Source organism: Sphingomonas sp. MMS24-J13 (assembly GCF_044905095.1).
Classification (GTDB): Bacteria; Pseudomonadota; Alphaproteobacteria; order Sphingomonadales; family Sphingomonadaceae; genus Sphingomonas_I.
Genome location: NZ_CP173258.1, coordinates 1064914 through 1082493 on the forward strand (window position 1 = coordinate 1064914; position 17580 = coordinate 1082493).

The 17580-nt window shown below is 65.4% G+C and carries 17 protein-coding genes; 7 read left to right on the forward strand and 10 right to left on the reverse strand.

Annotated elements, in window-relative coordinates; translation table 11 throughout:
* Nucleotides 1–23: 23 nt before the first annotated feature.
* Both AB4Z44_RS05035 and AB4Z44_RS05040 read left to right on the forward strand, forming a co-directional pair.
* Nucleotides 24–1259 (forward strand): SGNH/GDSL hydrolase family protein, encoded by a 1236-nt coding sequence (locus tag AB4Z44_RS05035; RefSeq protein ID WP_404712976.1) that lies wholly within the window; start codon nt 24–26, stop codon nt 1257–1259.
* A gap of 71 nt (nt 1260–1330) precedes the next feature.
* Entirely contained in the window at nt 1331–1894 is a 564-nt protein-coding gene (locus AB4Z44_RS05040) for an NUDIX domain-containing protein (protein WP_404712977.1), read from the forward strand.
* 113 nt (nt 1895–2007) lie between these two features.
* Here the strand turns inward: AB4Z44_RS05040 and AB4Z44_RS05045 are convergent, their stop codons facing one another.
* From AB4Z44_RS05045 to AB4Z44_RS05055, 3 genes are all read right to left on the reverse strand, one after another.
* Nucleotides 2008–4089 carry a right-handed parallel beta-helix repeat-containing protein gene (locus AB4Z44_RS05045; RefSeq protein ID WP_404712978.1) on the reverse strand — a complete coding sequence of 694 codons (2082 nt, stop codon included), beginning with the start codon at nt 4087–4089 and terminating at the stop codon, nt 2008–2010.
* Nucleotides 4090–4350: 261 nt separating this feature from the next.
* Nucleotides 4351–4677, reverse strand: coding sequence for a hypothetical protein (locus tag AB4Z44_RS05050; RefSeq protein WP_404712979.1), 327 nt, complete (start codon nt 4675–4677; stop codon nt 4351–4353).
* The gene (locus tag AB4Z44_RS05055) at nt 4674–5405 is read right to left on the reverse strand and encodes a hypothetical protein (RefSeq protein ID WP_404712980.1); all 732 of its coding nucleotides are present in this window, start codon (nt 5403–5405) and stop codon (nt 4674–4676) included. Before AB4Z44_RS05055 ends, AB4Z44_RS05050 begins: the two co-directional genes overlap by 4 nt.
* Nucleotides 5406–5457: 52 nt before the next feature.
* Between AB4Z44_RS05055 and AB4Z44_RS05060 the strand changes: the two genes are divergently transcribed.
* Nucleotides 5458–6394 (forward strand): IS630 family transposase gene (locus tag AB4Z44_RS05060; protein ID WP_404710065.1). Its coding sequence is split into 2 segments (ribosomal slippage): nt 5458–5787 and nt 5789–6394, totalling 936 coding nucleotides; the frame shifts between segments, so codons are not numbered across the junction.
* Nucleotides 6395–6406: 12 nt separating this feature from the next.
* Here the strand turns inward: AB4Z44_RS05060 and AB4Z44_RS05065 are convergent.
* Nucleotides 6407–6559 (reverse strand): hypothetical protein, encoded by a 153-nt coding sequence (locus AB4Z44_RS05065; protein ID WP_404712981.1) that lies wholly within the window; start codon nt 6557–6559, stop codon nt 6407–6409.
* Nucleotides 6560–6709: 150 nt separating this feature from the next.
* Here AB4Z44_RS05065 and AB4Z44_RS05070 point away from each other — a divergent pair, with 150 nt between their 5' ends.
* A complete protein-coding gene (locus tag AB4Z44_RS05070; RefSeq protein ID WP_404712982.1) occupies nt 6710–7642 on the forward strand; it encodes a hypothetical protein in 933 nt (310 codons plus the stop codon).
* Nucleotides 7643–7682: 40 nt separating this feature from the next.
* On the opposite strand, the gene AB4Z44_RS05075 is transcribed toward AB4Z44_RS05070, so the two are convergent.
* Entirely contained in the window at nt 7683–8384 is a 702-nt protein-coding gene (locus tag AB4Z44_RS05075) for a M24 family metallopeptidase (protein WP_404712983.1), read from the reverse strand.
* Between the two features lie 131 nt (nt 8385–8515).
* Here AB4Z44_RS05075 and AB4Z44_RS05080 point away from each other — a divergent pair, with 131 nt between their 5' ends.
* Together AB4Z44_RS05080 and AB4Z44_RS05085 are read left to right on the forward strand one after the other, a co-directional pair.
* Entirely contained in the window at nt 8516–10132 is a 1617-nt protein-coding gene (locus AB4Z44_RS05080) for an OFA family MFS transporter (RefSeq protein ID WP_404712984.1), read from the forward strand.
* Complete coding sequence (locus tag AB4Z44_RS05085) at nt 10132–10815, forward strand: HPP family protein (protein ID WP_404712985.1); 684 nt, start codon at nt 10132–10134, stop codon at nt 10813–10815. Before AB4Z44_RS05080 ends, AB4Z44_RS05085 begins: the two co-directional genes overlap by 1 nt.
* Before the next feature lie 84 nt (nt 10816–10899).
* Here the strand turns inward: AB4Z44_RS05085 and AB4Z44_RS05090 are convergent, their stop codons facing one another.
* Nucleotides 10900–11793 carry a LysR substrate-binding domain-containing protein gene (locus AB4Z44_RS05090; RefSeq protein ID WP_404712986.1) on the reverse strand — a complete coding sequence of 298 codons (894 nt, stop codon included), beginning with the start codon at nt 11791–11793 and terminating at the stop codon, nt 10900–10902.
* A 91-nt stretch (nt 11794–11884) separates the two neighbouring features.
* Here AB4Z44_RS05090 and AB4Z44_RS05095 point away from each other — a divergent pair, with 91 nt between their 5' ends.
* A complete protein-coding gene (locus AB4Z44_RS05095; RefSeq protein WP_404712987.1) occupies nt 11885–12760 on the forward strand; it encodes an oxidoreductase in 876 nt (291 codons plus the stop codon).
* A gap of 10 nt (nt 12761–12770) precedes the next feature.
* On the opposite strand, the gene eutC is transcribed toward AB4Z44_RS05095, so the two are convergent.
* The 4 genes from eutC to AB4Z44_RS05115 all read right to left on the reverse strand — a co-directional run bounded on the left by eutC (nt 12771) and on the right by AB4Z44_RS05115 (nt 17572).
* The gene (gene eutC / locus AB4Z44_RS05100) at nt 12771–13499 is read right to left on the reverse strand and encodes an ethanolamine ammonia-lyase subunit EutC (RefSeq protein ID WP_404712988.1); all 729 of its coding nucleotides are present in this window, start codon (nt 13497–13499) and stop codon (nt 12771–12773) included.
* Entirely contained in the window at nt 13492–14832 is a 1341-nt protein-coding gene (locus tag AB4Z44_RS05105) for an ethanolamine ammonia-lyase subunit EutB (protein WP_404712989.1), read from the reverse strand. The genes eutC and AB4Z44_RS05105 overlap by 8 nt, the downstream gene beginning before the upstream one ends.
* Before the next feature lie 312 nt (nt 14833–15144).
* Nucleotides 15145–15522, reverse strand: a complete 378-nt coding sequence (locus AB4Z44_RS05110) for a DUF1428 domain-containing protein (protein WP_404712990.1) — start codon at nt 15520–15522, stop codon at nt 15145–15147.
* Nucleotides 15523–15592: 70 nt separating this feature from the next.
* A complete protein-coding gene (locus AB4Z44_RS05115) occupies nt 15593–17572 on the reverse strand; it encodes a serine hydrolase (protein ID WP_404712991.1) in 1980 nt (659 codons plus the stop codon).
* Between the last annotated feature and the right edge of the window lie 8 nt (nt 17573–17580).

A 17580-nucleotide genomic window follows, 5' to 3' on the forward strand; every position in this document is an offset into this window, starting at 1 on the left:
CGAAACAACAGGGAAGGATGACGATGGTACGCGGAATCGCGCTTGCGCTGACGACGACGGCGCTGGTTATGGCCACGCCGGCGGAAGCCAAATGGATCACCAGCTGGAGCGCGGCGCCGGTCAATCCGATCGCAGCCTTCGGCCCGTTCCCGGCGACGCCGTCCTACAACAACCGCACCTTCCGCCAGACCTTGCGCCTCTCGGCCGGTGGGGCTGCCTTCCGTCTTCGCATCAGCAACGCCTATGGCGCCGAGCCGCTCGAGATCGGCGCGGCGCGGGTCGCGCTCCTCGACGATGCCGGCAAGGAAGTGGCGGGCTCCAGCCGCATCGTCCGGTTCGCCGGATCGGCCAAGGCGCTCGTCGAGAAGGGGGCGCTGCTCGTCAGCGACACGGTGGCGTTGCCGGTGGCGCCGCTCGCCCGTCTGTCGGTCAGCCTCTATCTGCCAGGCGATACCGGCCCTTGCACCTGCCATCAGACCGCGATGGAGGAGATGGATATCTCCGCGCCCGGCGATCATAGCGCGGCCCCCTTCGTGGCGGAATCGAAGAGCGCGAACCGCATCGGCCTGGCTGCGGTCGAGGTGGATGCCCCCAAAGGCGCGCAAACTGTGGTGGTCCTCGGCGATTCCATTTCGGATGGCGTAGGCTCGACCAGCGGCAAGAACCGCCGCTGGCCCGATTTCCTCGCCGAGCGGCTGGCGAAGCGCGGCGGCACGCCATGGGGCGTCGCCAATCAGGGGATCAGCGGCAATCGCGTGCTGCAGGATGGCCTTGGGGTGAGTGCGCTCGCGCGGTTCGATCGCGACGTGATCGCCATGCCCGGCGTCTCGGCGATGATCCTGTTCGAGGGCATCAACGACATCAACCTCGCCTTCGGCACCTCGGCCGGCCCACTCGGGGCGGCCAAGGGGCTGTTGCCAATGCGCAAGATCAGCGCCGACGATATGATTGCCGCCTATCGCCAGATCATCGTCCGCGCGCACGCGCAGGGCATCCGCGTGTTCGGCGCGACGATCGCGCCTTATAAGGGGCTCGCCACCTGGAGCGCGGAAGGCGAGGCGGCGCGGCAGAAGGTGAATGCCTTCATCCGCACCGGCGGAGCGTTCGATGCGGTGCTGGATTTCGATAAGGTCTTCGCCGATCCCGCCGACCCGGCGGCGATCCGCGCCAATTATCATATGGGCGATCACCTCCACGGCAATGACGCGTCGTACAAAGCGGTGGCGGAATCGATCGACCTCAGCCTGTTCGGCAAATAGCGCAGACAAACCCCGCATGAGCCGATAGGCAGTCCCCGGTGCAGCTCATCGCATCGGGGGCAGGGGGATCCATGGACTTCGAAATCGTCGAGCGGAAGGTCGTCCACGATCGCTGGTCGCGGCTGACCGACGCGAAGGTGCGGCTGCCCAATGGCGTGATCGAGCCGCGCGTGATCGAGGATCATGGCAATGCAACCACGGTCTTGCTCTACAATCCCGATCGCCGCGTGGCGCTGCTGATCCGTCAGCCGCGCGCGCCGGTGCTGGAGGTCGGCGCCGAAATGATGCTCGAAACCGTCGCCGGCCGCCGCGACGGCAAATCCGACGTGGATACCGCCCGCGCCGAGGCGCTCGAGGAGGCGGGCATTGCCGTGCGCGAACTCGAATGGGTCGCGCGGCTGTGGTCGATGCCGGCCGTATCGACCGAGCAGATCGACCTGTTTCTTGCCGCTTATTCGGACGCCGATCGGATCGGTGCGGGCGGGGGTGCCGAGGACGAGAATGAGTGTATCGAGATCCATGAAGTGCCGCTCCGGGATCTCCGCCGGATGGTCCTGTCGGGCGAACTGGTCGACGGCAAGGCGTTCACGCTCGCCCAGGCGCTGATGCTGCGGCGGCCCGAATTGTTCGAATGAAGCTAATGGTACGACGGCATATTCGTCACCCCGGCCTTTGAGCTGGGGTCCGCTTCTTCCGGTCCGCCGAAACGATAGCGGCATTCCGGCTCAAGCATGAGAACGGACAGACTTTAAGGATTGGGCGCCGGATTTGGCGGCGAAAGCTTTGGCCGGCGCTCCGTGATCACGACGTCTCGCAGCGCAGCCATGTCTCCGTGCGGGCCGGCATTCGCCAGGACGCGATCGATGGTTTGCTGGCCGGTTCCTGCGCCACTGACATGCACGTCGAGCAGACCGGGGCCCACGCTCAGCTGCGCGTTTTGCTTGGCACAGCCGCGGCCACAGGTGCCGACGTCCTGACCAGCGGAACCAGCCCCCGCCACCGCATTGCCCTCGAAACTGCTCGTCGCGTTGGTCAGCGCGCCCTGGAAAGGCTTCGATGAGATCGGGAACAGGGTGTTCCTTCGGAAATCCATCGCCTTGCCACCCCTGTCATGCAGCAAGGTAACCTCGGCCTGTTCCCCGCCGGCCAGCACGTTTCCTTCCGCGACGTTGTCGCGGCCATAATTGATGTGGAAGCCGCCCGAATCGGTATTGACCACGACATTGTTTCGCGCGGTGACACCGCTCGTCCCTTCATCGAGATAGATACCGGCGGCACCCGCGCCGAACCAGCCGCCATATTTCGTATAGGAGCGTGCCTCACGAATGAAATTCTCATTGATCTCGGTGCCGGTCATGCCGCTGAGCGTGTAGATCGCGGCGATATCGGACAGCATTCCCTGGCCGATATTGAAGAATATGTTGCGGTTTATGTGATTGCGCGCCGATACGGGGCCGCCGACAGGCCATTTGCCGCCGATGGATACGCCGTCATTGGTGGTGTTGGCGACGAGATTGTTCTCGAGCCGGTTGTCATTCGACCAGCCGACGAAGATTGCGGGGCCGCCCGGGAAGATTTTGCCGGTCTCGGCGAGGACGTTGTTGGTGACCGTGATATTGTGCGTAATAAGAGCGTCCGAGCCGGGCTGGCCCCCGATGCTGAGCCTGACGGCACCGGCGCCGGTATCGTAAACGACATTATCGTCGATCAGGCTGTCGGAGACGCTCGCGCGCATCCAGATGCCGTAGCCGCCGACGTGTGCGATCAGGCAGTTCCGGAAAGCGATATCATGGGCGAAGTCGGCCTCGATCGCCGCCCCGATCGCAGAAGCCCCCTGTAAATCGACGAAATTGCCCGCGTTCGGCGTGCTTGCGGTATAGAGGAACTGCATGCCCGTGAAGGACAGGTAGCCGACGGGATTAGTCGCCGTGCCCTTGATCTGGATGAGGCGGGGCAGCACCGGGATTTGCGCGGCGGGGCTGCCCGCCTGATCGCCCGACGGGATATAGGTTACCTGGCGGCCGGTGCCGATCCATTCGCCCGGCGCATCCAGCGCCGCGGTGACATTCTCCACGAAGAAACGCTGGCTGTTGCCGAACGCGAGTGGTGCCCATTTGGCCGGGACGGCCAGTTGCACGGCATTGCCGTTCACGGTGAAGTGATGCAGGCTCGACGTCCAGGACTGGTACAGGAACAGTTCGGCGCGCGCGCGATCGTCTGCGGACAGGCCTTGCAACCATTGCAGCGCCTTCGCGTCGGGTATCACGGTCCCCTTGTCTTTCGACCCCGGCTGCACGAGCCAGGTCGCGCCCTCGTTGGGCTGGCGCGCGAGCACGGCACGCTGACCATTCACGAACAATTGCTGGGGAACGCTCCAGTCGACCGTCAGGCTGGCGGGCAGATCGAACGTCATTCGGCGGCCGGCCATGCCCGAAGCCGCCAAGGCAACGCCCCCGCTGATGGTGACGTGCCCAGGGTCATCGGCCACATAGCTGACGGGAAACTTCGCATCACCGCCATCGTCCGGACCGAAAAGCAGTGGTTTGGACAGGGTGTAGGTTCCGGTCGCCACATGGACGACGATCGGCTTTGCGGGCTTCTTGCCAGCGCGGATGTCTGCCAGCAGGGCATGAACGCGGGCCTGTGCCTCCACGAAATTGTGAGCGTCGGCCGACGGGCCAACGCCGTTCGGAGCGAGCGCCACGGTCCAGCTATCCTGCGTCGCGCCGGCGCGTTCCCGGGCGCGACCCCAATGGATGTCGATGGCCTGCGTCAACCAGGCAGGATCGCTTTTGGCCACGGCGCATTGCGGCACCATCGACACGGCCATTGCCGTTGCGACGCACCACAGAGCAGCAGAGTAAGGGAGAGGGCGATCGCCATTCACGCGCATCCGAAGAGACCTCCAAGCCATCTACTTGCATACCCCGAGCGAACAGTCCCGGCTCGAAAAAGCCCGGTGCGTGATGCCCCGTTGGACGATCAGGGCGCCGTAAACGTTATCCAGCGAGCAGGTTAACGAATGCGTCCGGAATGGGATGCGTGGCTTACAACGAGCTTACGAGCCGCGCGTGCGGTTAGAATGGCAGGCTCAAGGGATGTTTGGGCCTTGGCTGCGATCAGTTTGCACGCTCGTCGATTGCCGCTGTTTCCAGTGCATGCGGATCCGCCAGGTAAGCCGGCTCTCATGATGGAAGCTGTGGCAACGGCCTTGCGCGAACAGGTTCCTGTAGCTCAGGCCGTGGACCGGGTGGGCCCGGCTCTCGTGACGGCGAGCGTCGGCGAGGGCTTGCTCGCAGGCTTCGGCGGTCGGAAAACTCGCATCGAGCAAAGCGGCGGCGCTGTGCGGAGTCCAGTCGCTTGCCAGGGTGGGCGTAACGAGCAAAGCGCCGGCGATGAGCGCGATCGCGCTCTTCATCGTGCCGCGAGTTCGGCATCGACGCTACGGTCGGCGGGCTCGAGGCACGATGTCACCATGGTCGCGCCGCCGATCGCGCCGAGCCTGCGTGCCTCGCGCGCGAGCGCTTTGCGGTCGATCGGCCAGCCGATAGCAGCGTCGGTATGGCTGCCGGGGAAGACGACATACACGATGCGTCCCTCGGGCAACCCTTCGCCATTGCGCGGGTTGGGCGTGCCGCCGAGCGCCCGCCAGAAGGCCACAGATGCCTCACCGAACGGCTCGACCGGCCCCTCGTCGGCGATCACGAAGGGGGTCGTGCGGCCATTGTCGAGGTTCATCGCCCAGCCGATATCGCCCATCTCGCCCATGCCGTCGGTGCGATAGATCGGGGCGGGGAGGACGAGATACGGGATGCTGGCGGCATCGACATAGCTTGCGGGGCTGGCCGGGCCCGCGAAATCGGTGTTCCGCAGCGACGTCATCGAAACGTAGAAGCCCTTGTACGGCCCGTCGCCCTGAATGGCGGGCCGATCGGGATTGTCGGGATCGGCGACCAATACCGTCTGCCACCAGGATCCATTGGGGTAGCCGGCTGCCGCGAGGCAATCGATGCCGCGGCCCCGATCGGGACAGGCGTCGGGCTGATCGTCGGGATGATAGGCGTTGGGGGCGCCATCGGCATCGACCAACTTGTGATCGGTCGTGAAATAGAGCGGGATGACGTTTGAATGAATTGGGGGATTCACACGGGTCTGATTTTCTGATTCAAGCTTCGTGCTGGGTTGGAGGCCAGCGACGATGAAACCCTATTCGATGGATTTGCGGGATCGCGCGATTGCGCGGGTGCTGGCGGGGGAGACGGTTCGATCGGTGGCGGAGGCGCTGAGTGTCAGCGCCGCGACAGTGGTGCGCTGGGCGCAGCGATATCGCGGATCGGGCAGCGTGGCTCCGGGCAAGGTGGGCGGCCACAAGATCGGCATATTGTCGGGCGGCAACCGCGACTGGTTGCTGGAGCGGGCAAAGACAGACTTCACCCTGCGCGGGCTGGTGGCCGAACTCGCCGAACGCGACGTCACGGTAGACTATGTGCAGGTCTGGCGTTTCGTCCATGCCGAGGGCCTGAGCTTTAAAAAAAAGCGTGCTCCCCGCCGAGCAGCTACGACCCGCAGTGGCACGGCGGCGCGAGCAGTGGAAGAAGTTCCAGAGCCGGCCTGATCCAGCGCGCCTCGTCTTCATCGACGAGACCTGGGCCAAGACCAACATGGCGCCTCTGCGTGGGTGGGCGCCGGTCGGCAAACGGCTCCATGCCAAGGTGCCTTACGGCCACTGGAAAACGATGACCGTCATCGCCGCCCTGCGCTCCGACCGGATCGATGCGCCGTTCGTGTTCGATCAGCCGATCAACGCCGCCAGCTTCACCGCGTGGGTCGAAACCCAGCTCTGCCCAACGCTGCGCGCAGGCGACATCGTCATCATGGACAACCTCTCCAGCCACAAGACACCCGCCGTCAGGGCCGCCATCCGCGCCAGAGGCGCTCGCCTTCTCTTCCTGCCGCCCTACAGCCCAGACCTCAATCCGATCGAGCAGGTCTTCGCCAAGCTCAAACACCTGCTCCGAAAGGCCGCAGAGCGAACGCACGACGCAACATGGCAGCGCGTCGGAGCGCTGCTGGATCGGTTCCCACCCGATGAATGCAGCAATTACCTGCGAAACTCAGGCTATGGTGCAACTTAACGTCATCAAACTCTAATAAGCCGAGCGATCGGCGCTGAAGGTGATCGGCACGCCCATATAATCGAAGCCTTCTCCCGATGAGCAGGCCGGGCTCGCGGCCGCGATCGATGTCGGCAGCAGGCAACAGGATATGGCGGCGGCGAACACCCGCCGGAACACGGACACGATCGAAAAATCCCTGTGACAGGTTGATGCTTCCGCCCTTGAACGTGGCGGATCGGCTGCCGTTCCTCCGCTCGGCGCAGCAAAGGCTTGGCGTGGGCGCACTTATCTCTAATCGGGGGGACGACGATGAAGTTCGTACAGGGGCATGCGATGAAGATTCTTCCTTTGTTTTTCCTCGCCACGGCAGCGGCCGCGGCGACGCCGCCCAAGCCGATCGATCTGCCGAACGACCGGCTGTTCCCGGAAAGCCTGTCGATCACGCCCGACGGCACGGCTTATGTCGGCAGCATGACCGGCGGGGTGCTGCGCGTCTCGATGAAGACCGGCAAGGCCGAGCAATGGATCGCTTCGGGTGCCTATGGCACCGGCGCATTGTTCGGGGTCTTCGCCGATATGCGCAACCATATCGTCTGGACCTGCACCAACGATTTCACCGCCCGCGGGCTGACCGTGGCGGGTTCCGATCCCGGCTCGGTGCTCAAGGGCTTCGACATGAAGACCGCCGCGCTCAGGATCAGCCTCAAGCTGCCGGGCGAGCATCCCGTGTGCAACGATGTGGCGGTGGCCAAGAACGGGGCGATCTATGTCGCCGATACCGGCGCGCCCAATATCCTGACATGGAAGCCGGGCGGGACTGCGCTGGAAATCTGGGTCACGGATCCGATCTTCAACGCCGGCGGGCTCGACGGTCTGGCGTTTGGATCGGACGGCAATCTCTACGTCAACAATGTCCGCAGCGGCGAGTTGTTCAAGGTGGTGATGGGTGCCGACGGCAAGGCGGGGAAGGTCACCAAGCTGACCCTGTCGCGCCCGCTCCAGTCACCCGACGGCATGCGTGCCGCCGGCGGCATGGATTTCGCGCTGGCCGAGGGCAAGGGCCGGATCACGAAGGTGACCGTCAACGGCGACAATGCCGAGATCACGACCCTCGCCGAGGATATCGCCGAGCCGACCGGGGTCGATCTGTGGCGCGGCAACGTGTGGTATTCGCAGGGATCGCTGTCCTACCTGTTCCAGCCCGCGAAGAAGGACATGAAACCGCCGCTGCCGTTTCATCTTACCCCGGTGCCGTGGAAGAAGTGACCTCGAAAATCCTCCCCACCAAGACCGGCGGGGAGATTTTCTATCGCACCAGCAGCCGCTCGTAAAATCCGCCGAACGCGCCGTCGGGCGAGACCAGATGGATTTCCACGATCCAGTGACGCACCCGCCCCAATCTATCGAGATCGCGCATCCGATCGGGGTTGTCGGGGCTGATATGGTTGCGCTGTTTCGGCCCGGGCAGGCGGGCGTGGGGGAATTCGCCGACGATGTGGCCGGCGATCTTGCCGCCGAAACGCCAGCCGGCTTGCTCGGCCAGCCCGCATGCGAAATCGTAGAGCTCGGCTCCGCTGATATCGGGATGCCCGGCGAAATGATCGCACACCGCCTCGAACTGGAGCGGGAGATCGCGACATAGCGCATGCTTGGCGGGATCGTTGCCGACGGCATAGCTGCGCCCGACATCGGCTTCCCAGTGATCGAGCACCGGGCCGAGATCGAGGAACACCATATCGTCATCGCCGATCGTGCGGATCGCCGGATTGTCGCCGGCGACGGCGAGCGTGTTGAGCCCGGCGCGGACGATGCGCTTGTGCCAGTGGCGCTCGATCCCGAATTCGCGTTCGGCCAAGGCATAGATGTCCTGCTCGACCGCGCGTTCGGTGCGGCCCGGAGCGATCAGCCCGGCCGCCTCGATCCGGTCGAGCAGCGCCAACGCCTTGGCTTCGGCGGCAATCAGTTCGGCGAGCCGCGTGGCCTCGTTGACGGGTGTTGCTTGGTCCATACGGCCTTCTGCGTCAGGCCCGGATAGAGAGCAACGCAGCTGATGCCGCCATCTTTCCAGACTCGACGCAAAGGTGCAGGTGAACGGCAGGCCGCAACAGCCCTGATAATGGCAGTGCAGGAGAGAGCGTGATGAACGGTGCGAATGGTGGCGTACTCGATCGGGCGCGGACGGTGGCCGGGCCGGGCTTCAATCGCTGGCTGGTGCCGCCCTGCGCGCTGGCGATCCACCTTTGTATCGGCATGGCCTATGGCTTCAGCGTCTTCTGGCTGCCGCTGAGCCGATCGATCGGGATCAAGGACAGCGTCGTCTGCAAGAGCATGACGCTGATCGACGCGCTCGCCACCACGACTTGCGACTGGCGCGTCAGCGATCTCGTCATCACCTATTCGATCTTCTTTGTCGTGCTCGGGGCGGCCGCGGCAATCTGGGGCGGCTGGCTCGAGCGGGCAGGGCCACGCAAGGCGGGCGTCGTCGCCGCCTGTTGCTGGTGCGGCGGCATGGGCATCGCCGCGATCGGCATCTCGATCCACCAATTGTGGCTGATCTGGCTGGGATCGGGGCTGATCGGCGGGATCGGGCTGGGGCTCGGCTACATCTCGCCGGTCTCGACCCTGATCAAATGGTTCCCCGATCGGCGCGGCATGGCGACCGGGATGGCGATCATGGGCTTCGGCGGCGGTGCGATGATCGGCAGCCCGCTCGCCGACATGCTGATGAAGCATTTCGCGGGCCCGACCGGGGTCGGCGTGTGGCAGACCTTCCTCGTCCTGGCCGCCATCTACTTCGTCTTCATGATGGCGGGCGCGCTCGGCTATCGCGTGCCGGCCGAGGGCTGGGCGCCGGCCGGCTGGGCCCCGCCCGCAACCGCCAGTGCCCGCATCAGCCGGTTCCATGTCCATCTCAAGGACGCGCACAAGACCCCGCAATTCTGGCTGATCTGGGCGGTGTTGCTGCTCAACGTCTCGGCTTCGATCGGTATCATCGGGGTCGCCTCGCCCATGCTGCAGGAGATTTTCGGCGGGCGGCTGATCGACGCACCGCATGTGCTGTTCACCGCGTTCGACGATAGCCAGAAGAAAGCCGCGGCCGCTGTCGGCGCGGGCTTCGTCGGTGCAATCAGCCTGTTCAATATCGGCGGGCGCTTCTTCTGGGCGTCGCTGTCCGATCGGATCGGCCGCAAGGCGCTCTATTTCACGATCCTCGCGCTGGGGGCCGTGCTGTACGGCGTGGCGGCCCCTGCGCTGGCGGGCGGCAGCATCGGGCTGTTCATCCTTACCTTCTGCATCTGCGCGTCGATGTATGGCGGCGGCTTCTCGACCGTCCCGGCCTATCTCGCCGACATCTTCGGCACGCGCTTCGTCGGCGCGATCCACGGCCGGCTGCTGACGGCCTGGTCGACCGCGGGCGTGCTCGGGCCTCTGGTCGTCGCGAATATGCGCGATCACCGGATCGCCGCCGGTATCCCGCGGGTCGAAGTCTATCAGCCGATTTACTGGACCTTGGCGGCGATGCTGGTGGTAGGCTTCGTCTGCAACCTGCTGATCAAGCCGGTCGACGCGCGTTTCCACATGAAGGACGAGGCGCCTGCGCAGGGGGCGGCGGCCGGCGAACCTGGGCCCTCCGTCACGGCCACGCCGTCGGACCGTTTCGGCGGAATGGTCCTGCTGGCATGGGCAGCGGTGTGCCTGCCGATCGCCTGGGGCGTTTACGAAACGCTGATCAAGGCGGCGGTGCTGCTCAAATAATGACGGCGCTCTCGTTTCTGCAAAGCCAGTCCCGCAACGCCCCGCGCGAGATCGCCCGGGCGAGCATCGGCGCTTGCCTCGGCATCCTCCTCACCGGGCTGGTCAGCAGCTGGTGGTTCGGTTCGCCCGTCGCGGCGCCGCTGCTGATCGCGCCGATGGGCGCATCGGCCGTTTTGCTGTTCGGGCTGCCGGCCAGTCCGCTGGCGCAGCCGCACGCGATCATCGGCGGCAATCTGCTCGCTGCCCTGATCGGCGTCTCGATCGCCAAGCTGGTACCATTCCCGCTACCCGCGGCAGCGCTGGCGGTGGCCGCCGCGATCGCCGCGATGGTAGCGTGCCGCTGCGCCCATCCGCCGAGCGGGGCGGTGGCGCTGACCGCCGTTCTGGGTGGGCCGCACATACTGGCCGCGGGCTTTGGCTTCGTCTTCGTGCCGGTCCTGCTCGAGAGCGTGCTGCTGACGCTGGCAGCGCTGGTCTACAACAATGCGACGCAGCGCTCCTATCCGCACCGGGCGCATCCCGCGCCGCATCCTGGCGAGATCGCGATGCCGGTGCGGCTCGCCGCCAATGATTTCGAGGCGGTGATCGCCGACTATGGCGAGCCGCTCGATATCGGCGCAGAGGATCTCGAAGCCCTGTTCGATATGCTCGTCGATCGCGCGCAGAAAATCGGCCGCCGATAATCTCATTGGATGGACTCTCGCCCGCCGGAGCGCGAAGGCGGGAGGTACGGCGATCGCTGAAACCTCGCCCCGGAACGAGTTCCGTTATCGCCGGATGAAATCGATGAAGGCCCGCAACGGCGTCGGCAGATGGCGCCGTCCGGGATAATAGAGAAACGGCCCGGAAAAGCTCTGCCACCAATCCTCCAGCACCGGCTCGAGCGCGCCGCTGGCGAGGTGGGGCTTCAGCCAGTCCTCGAACAGGTGAATGATGCCGAGCCCCTCGATCGCCGCCGTCAGGTTCAGATCGAACGCCGCGCCCTGGCGCACGACAAGCCGTCCCGGCGGATCGAGCCGCACGATCTCGCCGTCGCGTTCGAACTCCCAGACGGCGGTGCCGCCGCCCGCGAAACGACCTGTCAGGCATGCATGGTCCAGCAGATCGCGCGGATGCTGCGGACGGCCATGCGTATCGAGATAGGCCGGCGCGGCGGCGGTCACGATCCGCTGGGTGCGTGGGCCGATCGGCACGGCGATCATGTCCTGCTCCAGCCGCTCGTCATAGCGGATGCCGGCGTCGTACCCTTCGGCGAGGATATCGACGAAGCTGTCCTGGACGGCCACCTCCATGCGGATATCCGGATAGGCTTTCAGGAACGGCGGGACGATCGACGGCAAGACCGTGCGCGCCACATTGGCGGGCACGTTGATCCGCAACGTCCCCGCCGGGCGATCGCGGAAGGCGTTGACCACATCCAGCGCCAGATCGACCTCGCTCAACGCCGGCAGCAGCCGTTCGAGCAGGCGCGTGCCGGCTTCGGTCGGCGCGACGCTGCGCGTGGTGCGGTTGAACAGCCGGACGCCGAGCTTGGCCTCGAGCCGCCGCACCGCCTCGCTCAGCCCGGAGGCCGAGCCGCTGGTGGCACGCGCGGCTTCGCGAAAGCCGCCCGCACGCGCGACCGCGACGAAGGCGGAGAGATCGCTGAGTTCCACATCCATTGTGCGGGATATCGCACGGACCGTGCGGCTTTGCATGGATTAAAGGCGAAGTGGGTCGGGCGCATATGGGTGGCCTCACATGGAGGTTCGCATGACGACCACGCAGAATGACGCCGGCACGTTCAAGCTCGGTGATATCACCGTCAACCGGCTGGGCTATGGCGCGATGCAACTGGCCGGCCCCGGCGTGTTCGGCCCGCCGAAGGACCGCGCCGCCGCCGTCGCGGTGCTGCGCGAGGCGGTCGCGAGCGGGGTCGACCATATCGACACGAGCGATTTCTACGGCCCCCACGTCACCAACCAGATCATCCGCGAGGCGCTCCATCCCTATGAGGGGCTGACGATCGTGACCAAGGTCGGCGCGACGCGCGGTGACGATGCGTCGTGGATCATGCAGCGGCGGCCGGAGGACATGGTTTCGCAGGTGCATGACAATCTGCGCAATCTCGGCGTCGAGCGACTGGATGTCGTCAACCTGCGGGTCGGCGACGTGGATGCGCCGAACGAGGATTCGATCGCCGCGCCGTTGGCGGCTCTGGCCGACCTCCAGCGCCAGGGGCTGATCCGGCATCTCGGTTTGAGCAACGTTAGCCTGAAGCAGATCGAGGAAGCGGCGCCGATTGCGGACATCGTCTGCGTCCAGAACAATTACAACATCGTCCACCGCCACGACGATGCTCTGATCGATCATCTGGCGGTAAAGGGCATCGCCTACGTGCCGTTCTTCCCGCTCGGCGGCTTCTCGCCGATCCAGTCGGGTGCGCTTTCGCAGGTGGCCGAACGGCTTGGGGTGTCGTCGCTGCAACTGGCGCTGGCGTGGCTGCTCAAGCGCTCGCCGAACATCCTGCTGATCCCGGGCACGTCCTCGGTGGCGCATCTGCGGGAGAATCTCGCCGTGGCGCAGATCGAACTGACGGCGGAGACGTTCGGGGAATTGTCGGCAATCGGCGCGGCGGGAACCGCGTAAAAGGTCGCGCTCACGCGCTCGCCAGCAGCGGCCCGCCATCCTTCAAATCGACGCCCGTCATCCGCTGCTGTCGGGCCGCACGGAGCAGGCGCGCGATCACATCCGCAGCCCCCGCATAGCTCAGGCCGTGCGGGGGCCGGATGTTGGAGACACAATTGCGCTCGCTGTCGCGCCGCCCGATCCGCGGCTGCCAGGTGAGATAGGCACCCAGAGAGTCGGGCGCGCTCAGGCCGGGCCGCTCGCCGATCAGGACGACGACCAGTTCGACCCCCAAGGCCTCGCCGATCGCGTCGCCCAGCGCGACCCGCGCCTGCCGCGCCAGTACGATCGGCGCGATGCTCCAGTCGGGCAGGCGATCGATCAAGGTCGTGACGAGCGGGGCGGCATGGGCGTGGATCGCGGCAGCCGAGAGACCATCGGCGACGACCAGGGCGAGCGTGGCGTCGCTTCGGCCGAGCTTCGCCGCATCGTCGGGATTCAGCATTCGGCCAAGATCCGGGCGCCGGAGATAATCGGCGCGATCCCTCGCGCGGCTTTGCACCTCGATCACCGGGCGTCCGATCGCTTCGGCAAAGCCTTCGGTTTCCAGCGGCGTGTGCACCGCATCGCGGGCGCGGGCATGGTCCAACTGGAAATCGAGCAATGCGGCGGTCGGCAATCCTTGTCCGGAACGGCCGAGCGCGACCCGTGCCTGGGTCAGCGCGCCGAGGCGATCGCGGAGCGAGGGAAGGTCAGCCACGTGCGTCCCTCAGCGCGGGGATGCGATCGGCGGCGAGACGCGGCGGCGCGCGATCGAGGATGCGGCCTTCGGATGAAAGCAGGCCGATTTCCTCCAGCCAGGCTTCGAATTCGGGCGCGGGCCGCAGCCCCAGCACCTCGCGCACATAGAGTGCGTCGTGAAAGCTGGTCGACTGGTAGTTGAGCATGATGTCGTCGGCGCCGGGCACGCCCATGATGAAATTGACCCCTGCGACGCCGAGCAGGGTCAGGATCGTATCGGTATCGTCGCCATCCGCCTCGGCATGGTTGGTGTAGCAGATGTCGACCCCCATCGGCAGGCCGAGCACCTTGCCGCAGAAATGATCCTCCAGCGCAGCACGCGCGATCTGCTTGCCGTCGTAGAGATATTCGGGGCCGATGAAGCCCACCACCGAATTGACCAGCAACGGCCGGAATGTGCGCGCAACCGCATAAGCCCGCGCCTCGAGCGTCTGCTGATCGACGCCATGATGGGCATCGGCAGACAGGCACGATCCCTGGCCGGTCTCGAAATACATGACGTCGCTGCCGACTGTGCCGCGCTTCAGCGAAAGGGTCGCCTCATGCGCCTCGGCGAGCAAAGCGAGATCGATGCCGAAGCCGCGATTGGCCGCCTCGGTACCGGCGATCGATTGGAAGCAGAGATCGACCGGCGCACCGCGCCGCACCAGTTCGAGCGTGGTCGTGACATGGGCGAGCACGCAGGATTGGGTCGGGATCGCATAAGCCTGCCGCACCTCGTCGAGCAGGTGGAGGAGGGTGGCGGTCGTATCGACATTGTCGGTCGCGGGATTGATCCCGATCACCGCATCGCCCGCGCCCATCAGCAGCCCGTCGAGGGTCGAAGCGGCGATGCCGGCCGGATCGTCGGTCGGGTGATTGGGCTGGAGCCGCACCGACAGCCGGCCGGGCAGGCCCAAAGTGTTGCGGAAACGGCTGACCACCCGCAGCTTGCGCGCGACCGCGATCAGATCCTGGTTGCGCATCAGCTTGGAAACCGCCGCCGCCATTTCGGGCGTGATGCCGGGCGATGCGGCGGCGATCGTCGCGCCGTCGGTTTCGTTCGACAGCAGCCATTCGCGGAACGCGCCGACGGTCAGGTGCGAAATGCCGGCGAAGGCGGCGGTATCGTGGTTGTCGACGATCAGCCTGCTGACCTCGTCGGTTTCATACGGGACGACGAGTTCCTCGACGAACGTCGCCAAGGGCAGATCGGCCAACAGATAGCGCGCCGCCACCCTTTGCTCGGCGCTCTCCGCCGCTACGCCGGCCAGCACGTCGCCCGAGCGCAAAGGGCTGGCCGCGGCAAGCACGTGGGGGAGACCCGCGAAGCGGTGGCGCGTCCCGGCAATGTCAACGCTATAGACCGGCAGCGCGCATCTCCCCGGATCAGGTTCGGAGCAGAGCTTAACGGCCTTGCCGCATCCTGACGAGTCGCAGAAGTCCTCCCCGTGCCGAGAGGCAATTGCATTTGGCCGCTTGAGCGCAATCGCTCGAATATCCACTCGTCACCCTGAACTTGTTTCAGGGTCTACCAAGAGTGCTGCACTGTCCTTGCGGATGCCTGGTGGATGCTGAAACAAGTTCAGCATGACGAAGAAAAACCAAATACAATTGCTCCCTGCTTACACGGGATTTTGAGGGTTTGCATCCCGCCCCGTCACCTGGATCGGCTGGAAGCAGCCGAGAATAAGCCTTCGGGCGTCGAACGGCGGCTCGCCGGCCGCGTCCATCCGTGGATCCTCGTGCATCTTCTCTTCGGCCAGATAGAAGCTCTCCTTGTCGGGCCAGATCTGCCAAGACAGCACGATCTTCTCGCCGTCCTTGGCCGCAACAGCGCGCCGGAAGTCGGTCTGTTTGCCTTCGGGGATATTATCGCCCCAGGAATTGACCACCTCGATGCAGCCATATTCCTTGAAGAAGGCCGCGCTATTCTCGGCCCATGCGCGATAGGCGTCCAGTCTGTCCTCGGGGACCGGGATCACCAGAGCTGCGACATACATGGTTCAGCCTCCGTCGGATGGTCATGTGCGCCTGACCATCCGACGATAGCATGACCCGTCCCGCGTCACGCTAATAATTGAGCGAGAGCGTCACCGTCCGCATCGTGAAGAGTAGCCAGACGAGGAACAGGCCTGCCAGCGCCACCAGCACCGCCCAGCCATATTTCCACCAGCGCCGGTCGTGCGTGGTGACGGTGGCGTAGGCGTTCCAGCAGGCGAGCACGGTACCCGCCGTCGCCACGAGCGTCAGCAGCTGGAGCAGGCGCATCCAGATATCGAGGCCGCCGTTGAAGGCTTCCAGATTGCTGTCGATCGACATCACGATGATCATCCACCCGGCGGCGATGATCAGGAACAGCCACGCGGTGACACGGGTCGCGCGATGAAGCTGGAGCCCGCGCCCGGCCAAGGCCGGCCGATAGCCGTAGCTGCGGCGGATCAGCGCCACGACGGGCCAGCCGAGCGCGGTCAGCAGCATGATCGCCAGCGCGCCGATCAGCGCCGGGATCAGCCAGGCGGCATTCATCGATACCGGCGCGGGTTCGAACAGGAAAACCTGCGGCAGGTCGCTGCTAAGCATGCTTTCGACCTTGCCGTCCCTGACGACCGCATGGAGCCGGCTGACGCCGCCGACCTCCTGCCATTGCCACGGCGCGACCTCGCGCCATTTCTTGGGATTGCCGGCCGCATCGACGAACGAACTGACCGTGATCGTGTCGTCCGGGTTGAGCGACACCGTGCTCTCGCTGATTACGCCGATGAACTTGAGCCAGTTGGTCAGCGATCCGCGCGTGTTGAGATAATGGCCTGCCATGGCCGCGCCATGATCCCTGGCGGTGGCGATCGTCGTCGCCTGCACGACGGGGGCGGGGAAGTAGCGGTCGGTGAATTCCTCGAACAGGCGCGTGCGCACCAGATGCGCGGCGGCATTCTTGCCGGGGCTGTTGAACGACACGAACAGCCCGACCCCGTCCTCCAGATAGAGGTGGAGATCGGAGTGGAAGTAGATCGTATCGCCACCATGGCCGACGATCGTGCGTCCGTTGCGATCCTCATGATAGAAACCGAGCGCCATCGCCGGCAGTCCCGGGACGGGCGCATTGGCGGGCGCGACCATCTTCGCTTCGGTCGCGGGGCTGAGCAGCGCTCCACCATGATCGAGATGCGCGATCATGAACTTGGCCATGTCGGCCCCCGTCGACGACAGCGCGCCGGCAGGGGCGAGCGGAATGATCTCGAACGGGCGCGCGTCCTCGTGTCCGGCTTCATACCCCTTGGACGACAAAGGCGCGAGCGAGGCCGGCAAGGGCTGGCGGAAACTCGAATGCGTCATGCCGAGCGGGCCGGTGATGTGACGATCGATATAATCGTCGAACGGTTCGCCCGAGACGCGCTCGACGATATAGCCCGCGAGCGACGCGCCGTAATTCGAATAAGCGGGCACGGCGCCGGGCGCGTAGATCCGCGTCGGCACCCAGCGCTTCAGCGTCTTGTCGAGCGGCAGCACGATCTTCGGGTTGGCGGTGATGAGATATTTCACCGTCTCTTCGAAGCCTGCCGTGTGCGTCATCAGGTTGCGCAAGGTGATCGGCTTGCCGAAGGCGGGCGGAATCTTGAAATCGAGGTAGGCGTTGACGTCCTTGTCGAGATCGAGCTTGCCCGCCTGGACGAGCTGCATCACCGCGGTCCAGGTCAGCAGCTTCGATGTCGATCCCGGGCGGAACAGGGTCAGATCGGGATCGACCGGCTTCATCGCCTTGCGATCCGCATAGCCGAAACCGCGCTTGGTCAGCACCTGTCCGTTCTTGACGACGACCACCACCGCGCCGGGAATTTCCCCCGCCGCAATCGCGTAGGGCATGAAACCGTCGAGCCAGGCGTCGACATCCGGCTTGGTCAGATTGGCGGGCCCGGCCGGGGCGATCGCTGGCGACGTCGCCGTGGCCGGCTTCGGTGCCAGCAATGTCGGCCTGAGTTCGGTCGGCGCCTGCGCAAAGGCCGGCAAAGCCAGCGCGGCGAATGCGAGAGCGAGCTTGCGGATGATATGCATCGCTGCGT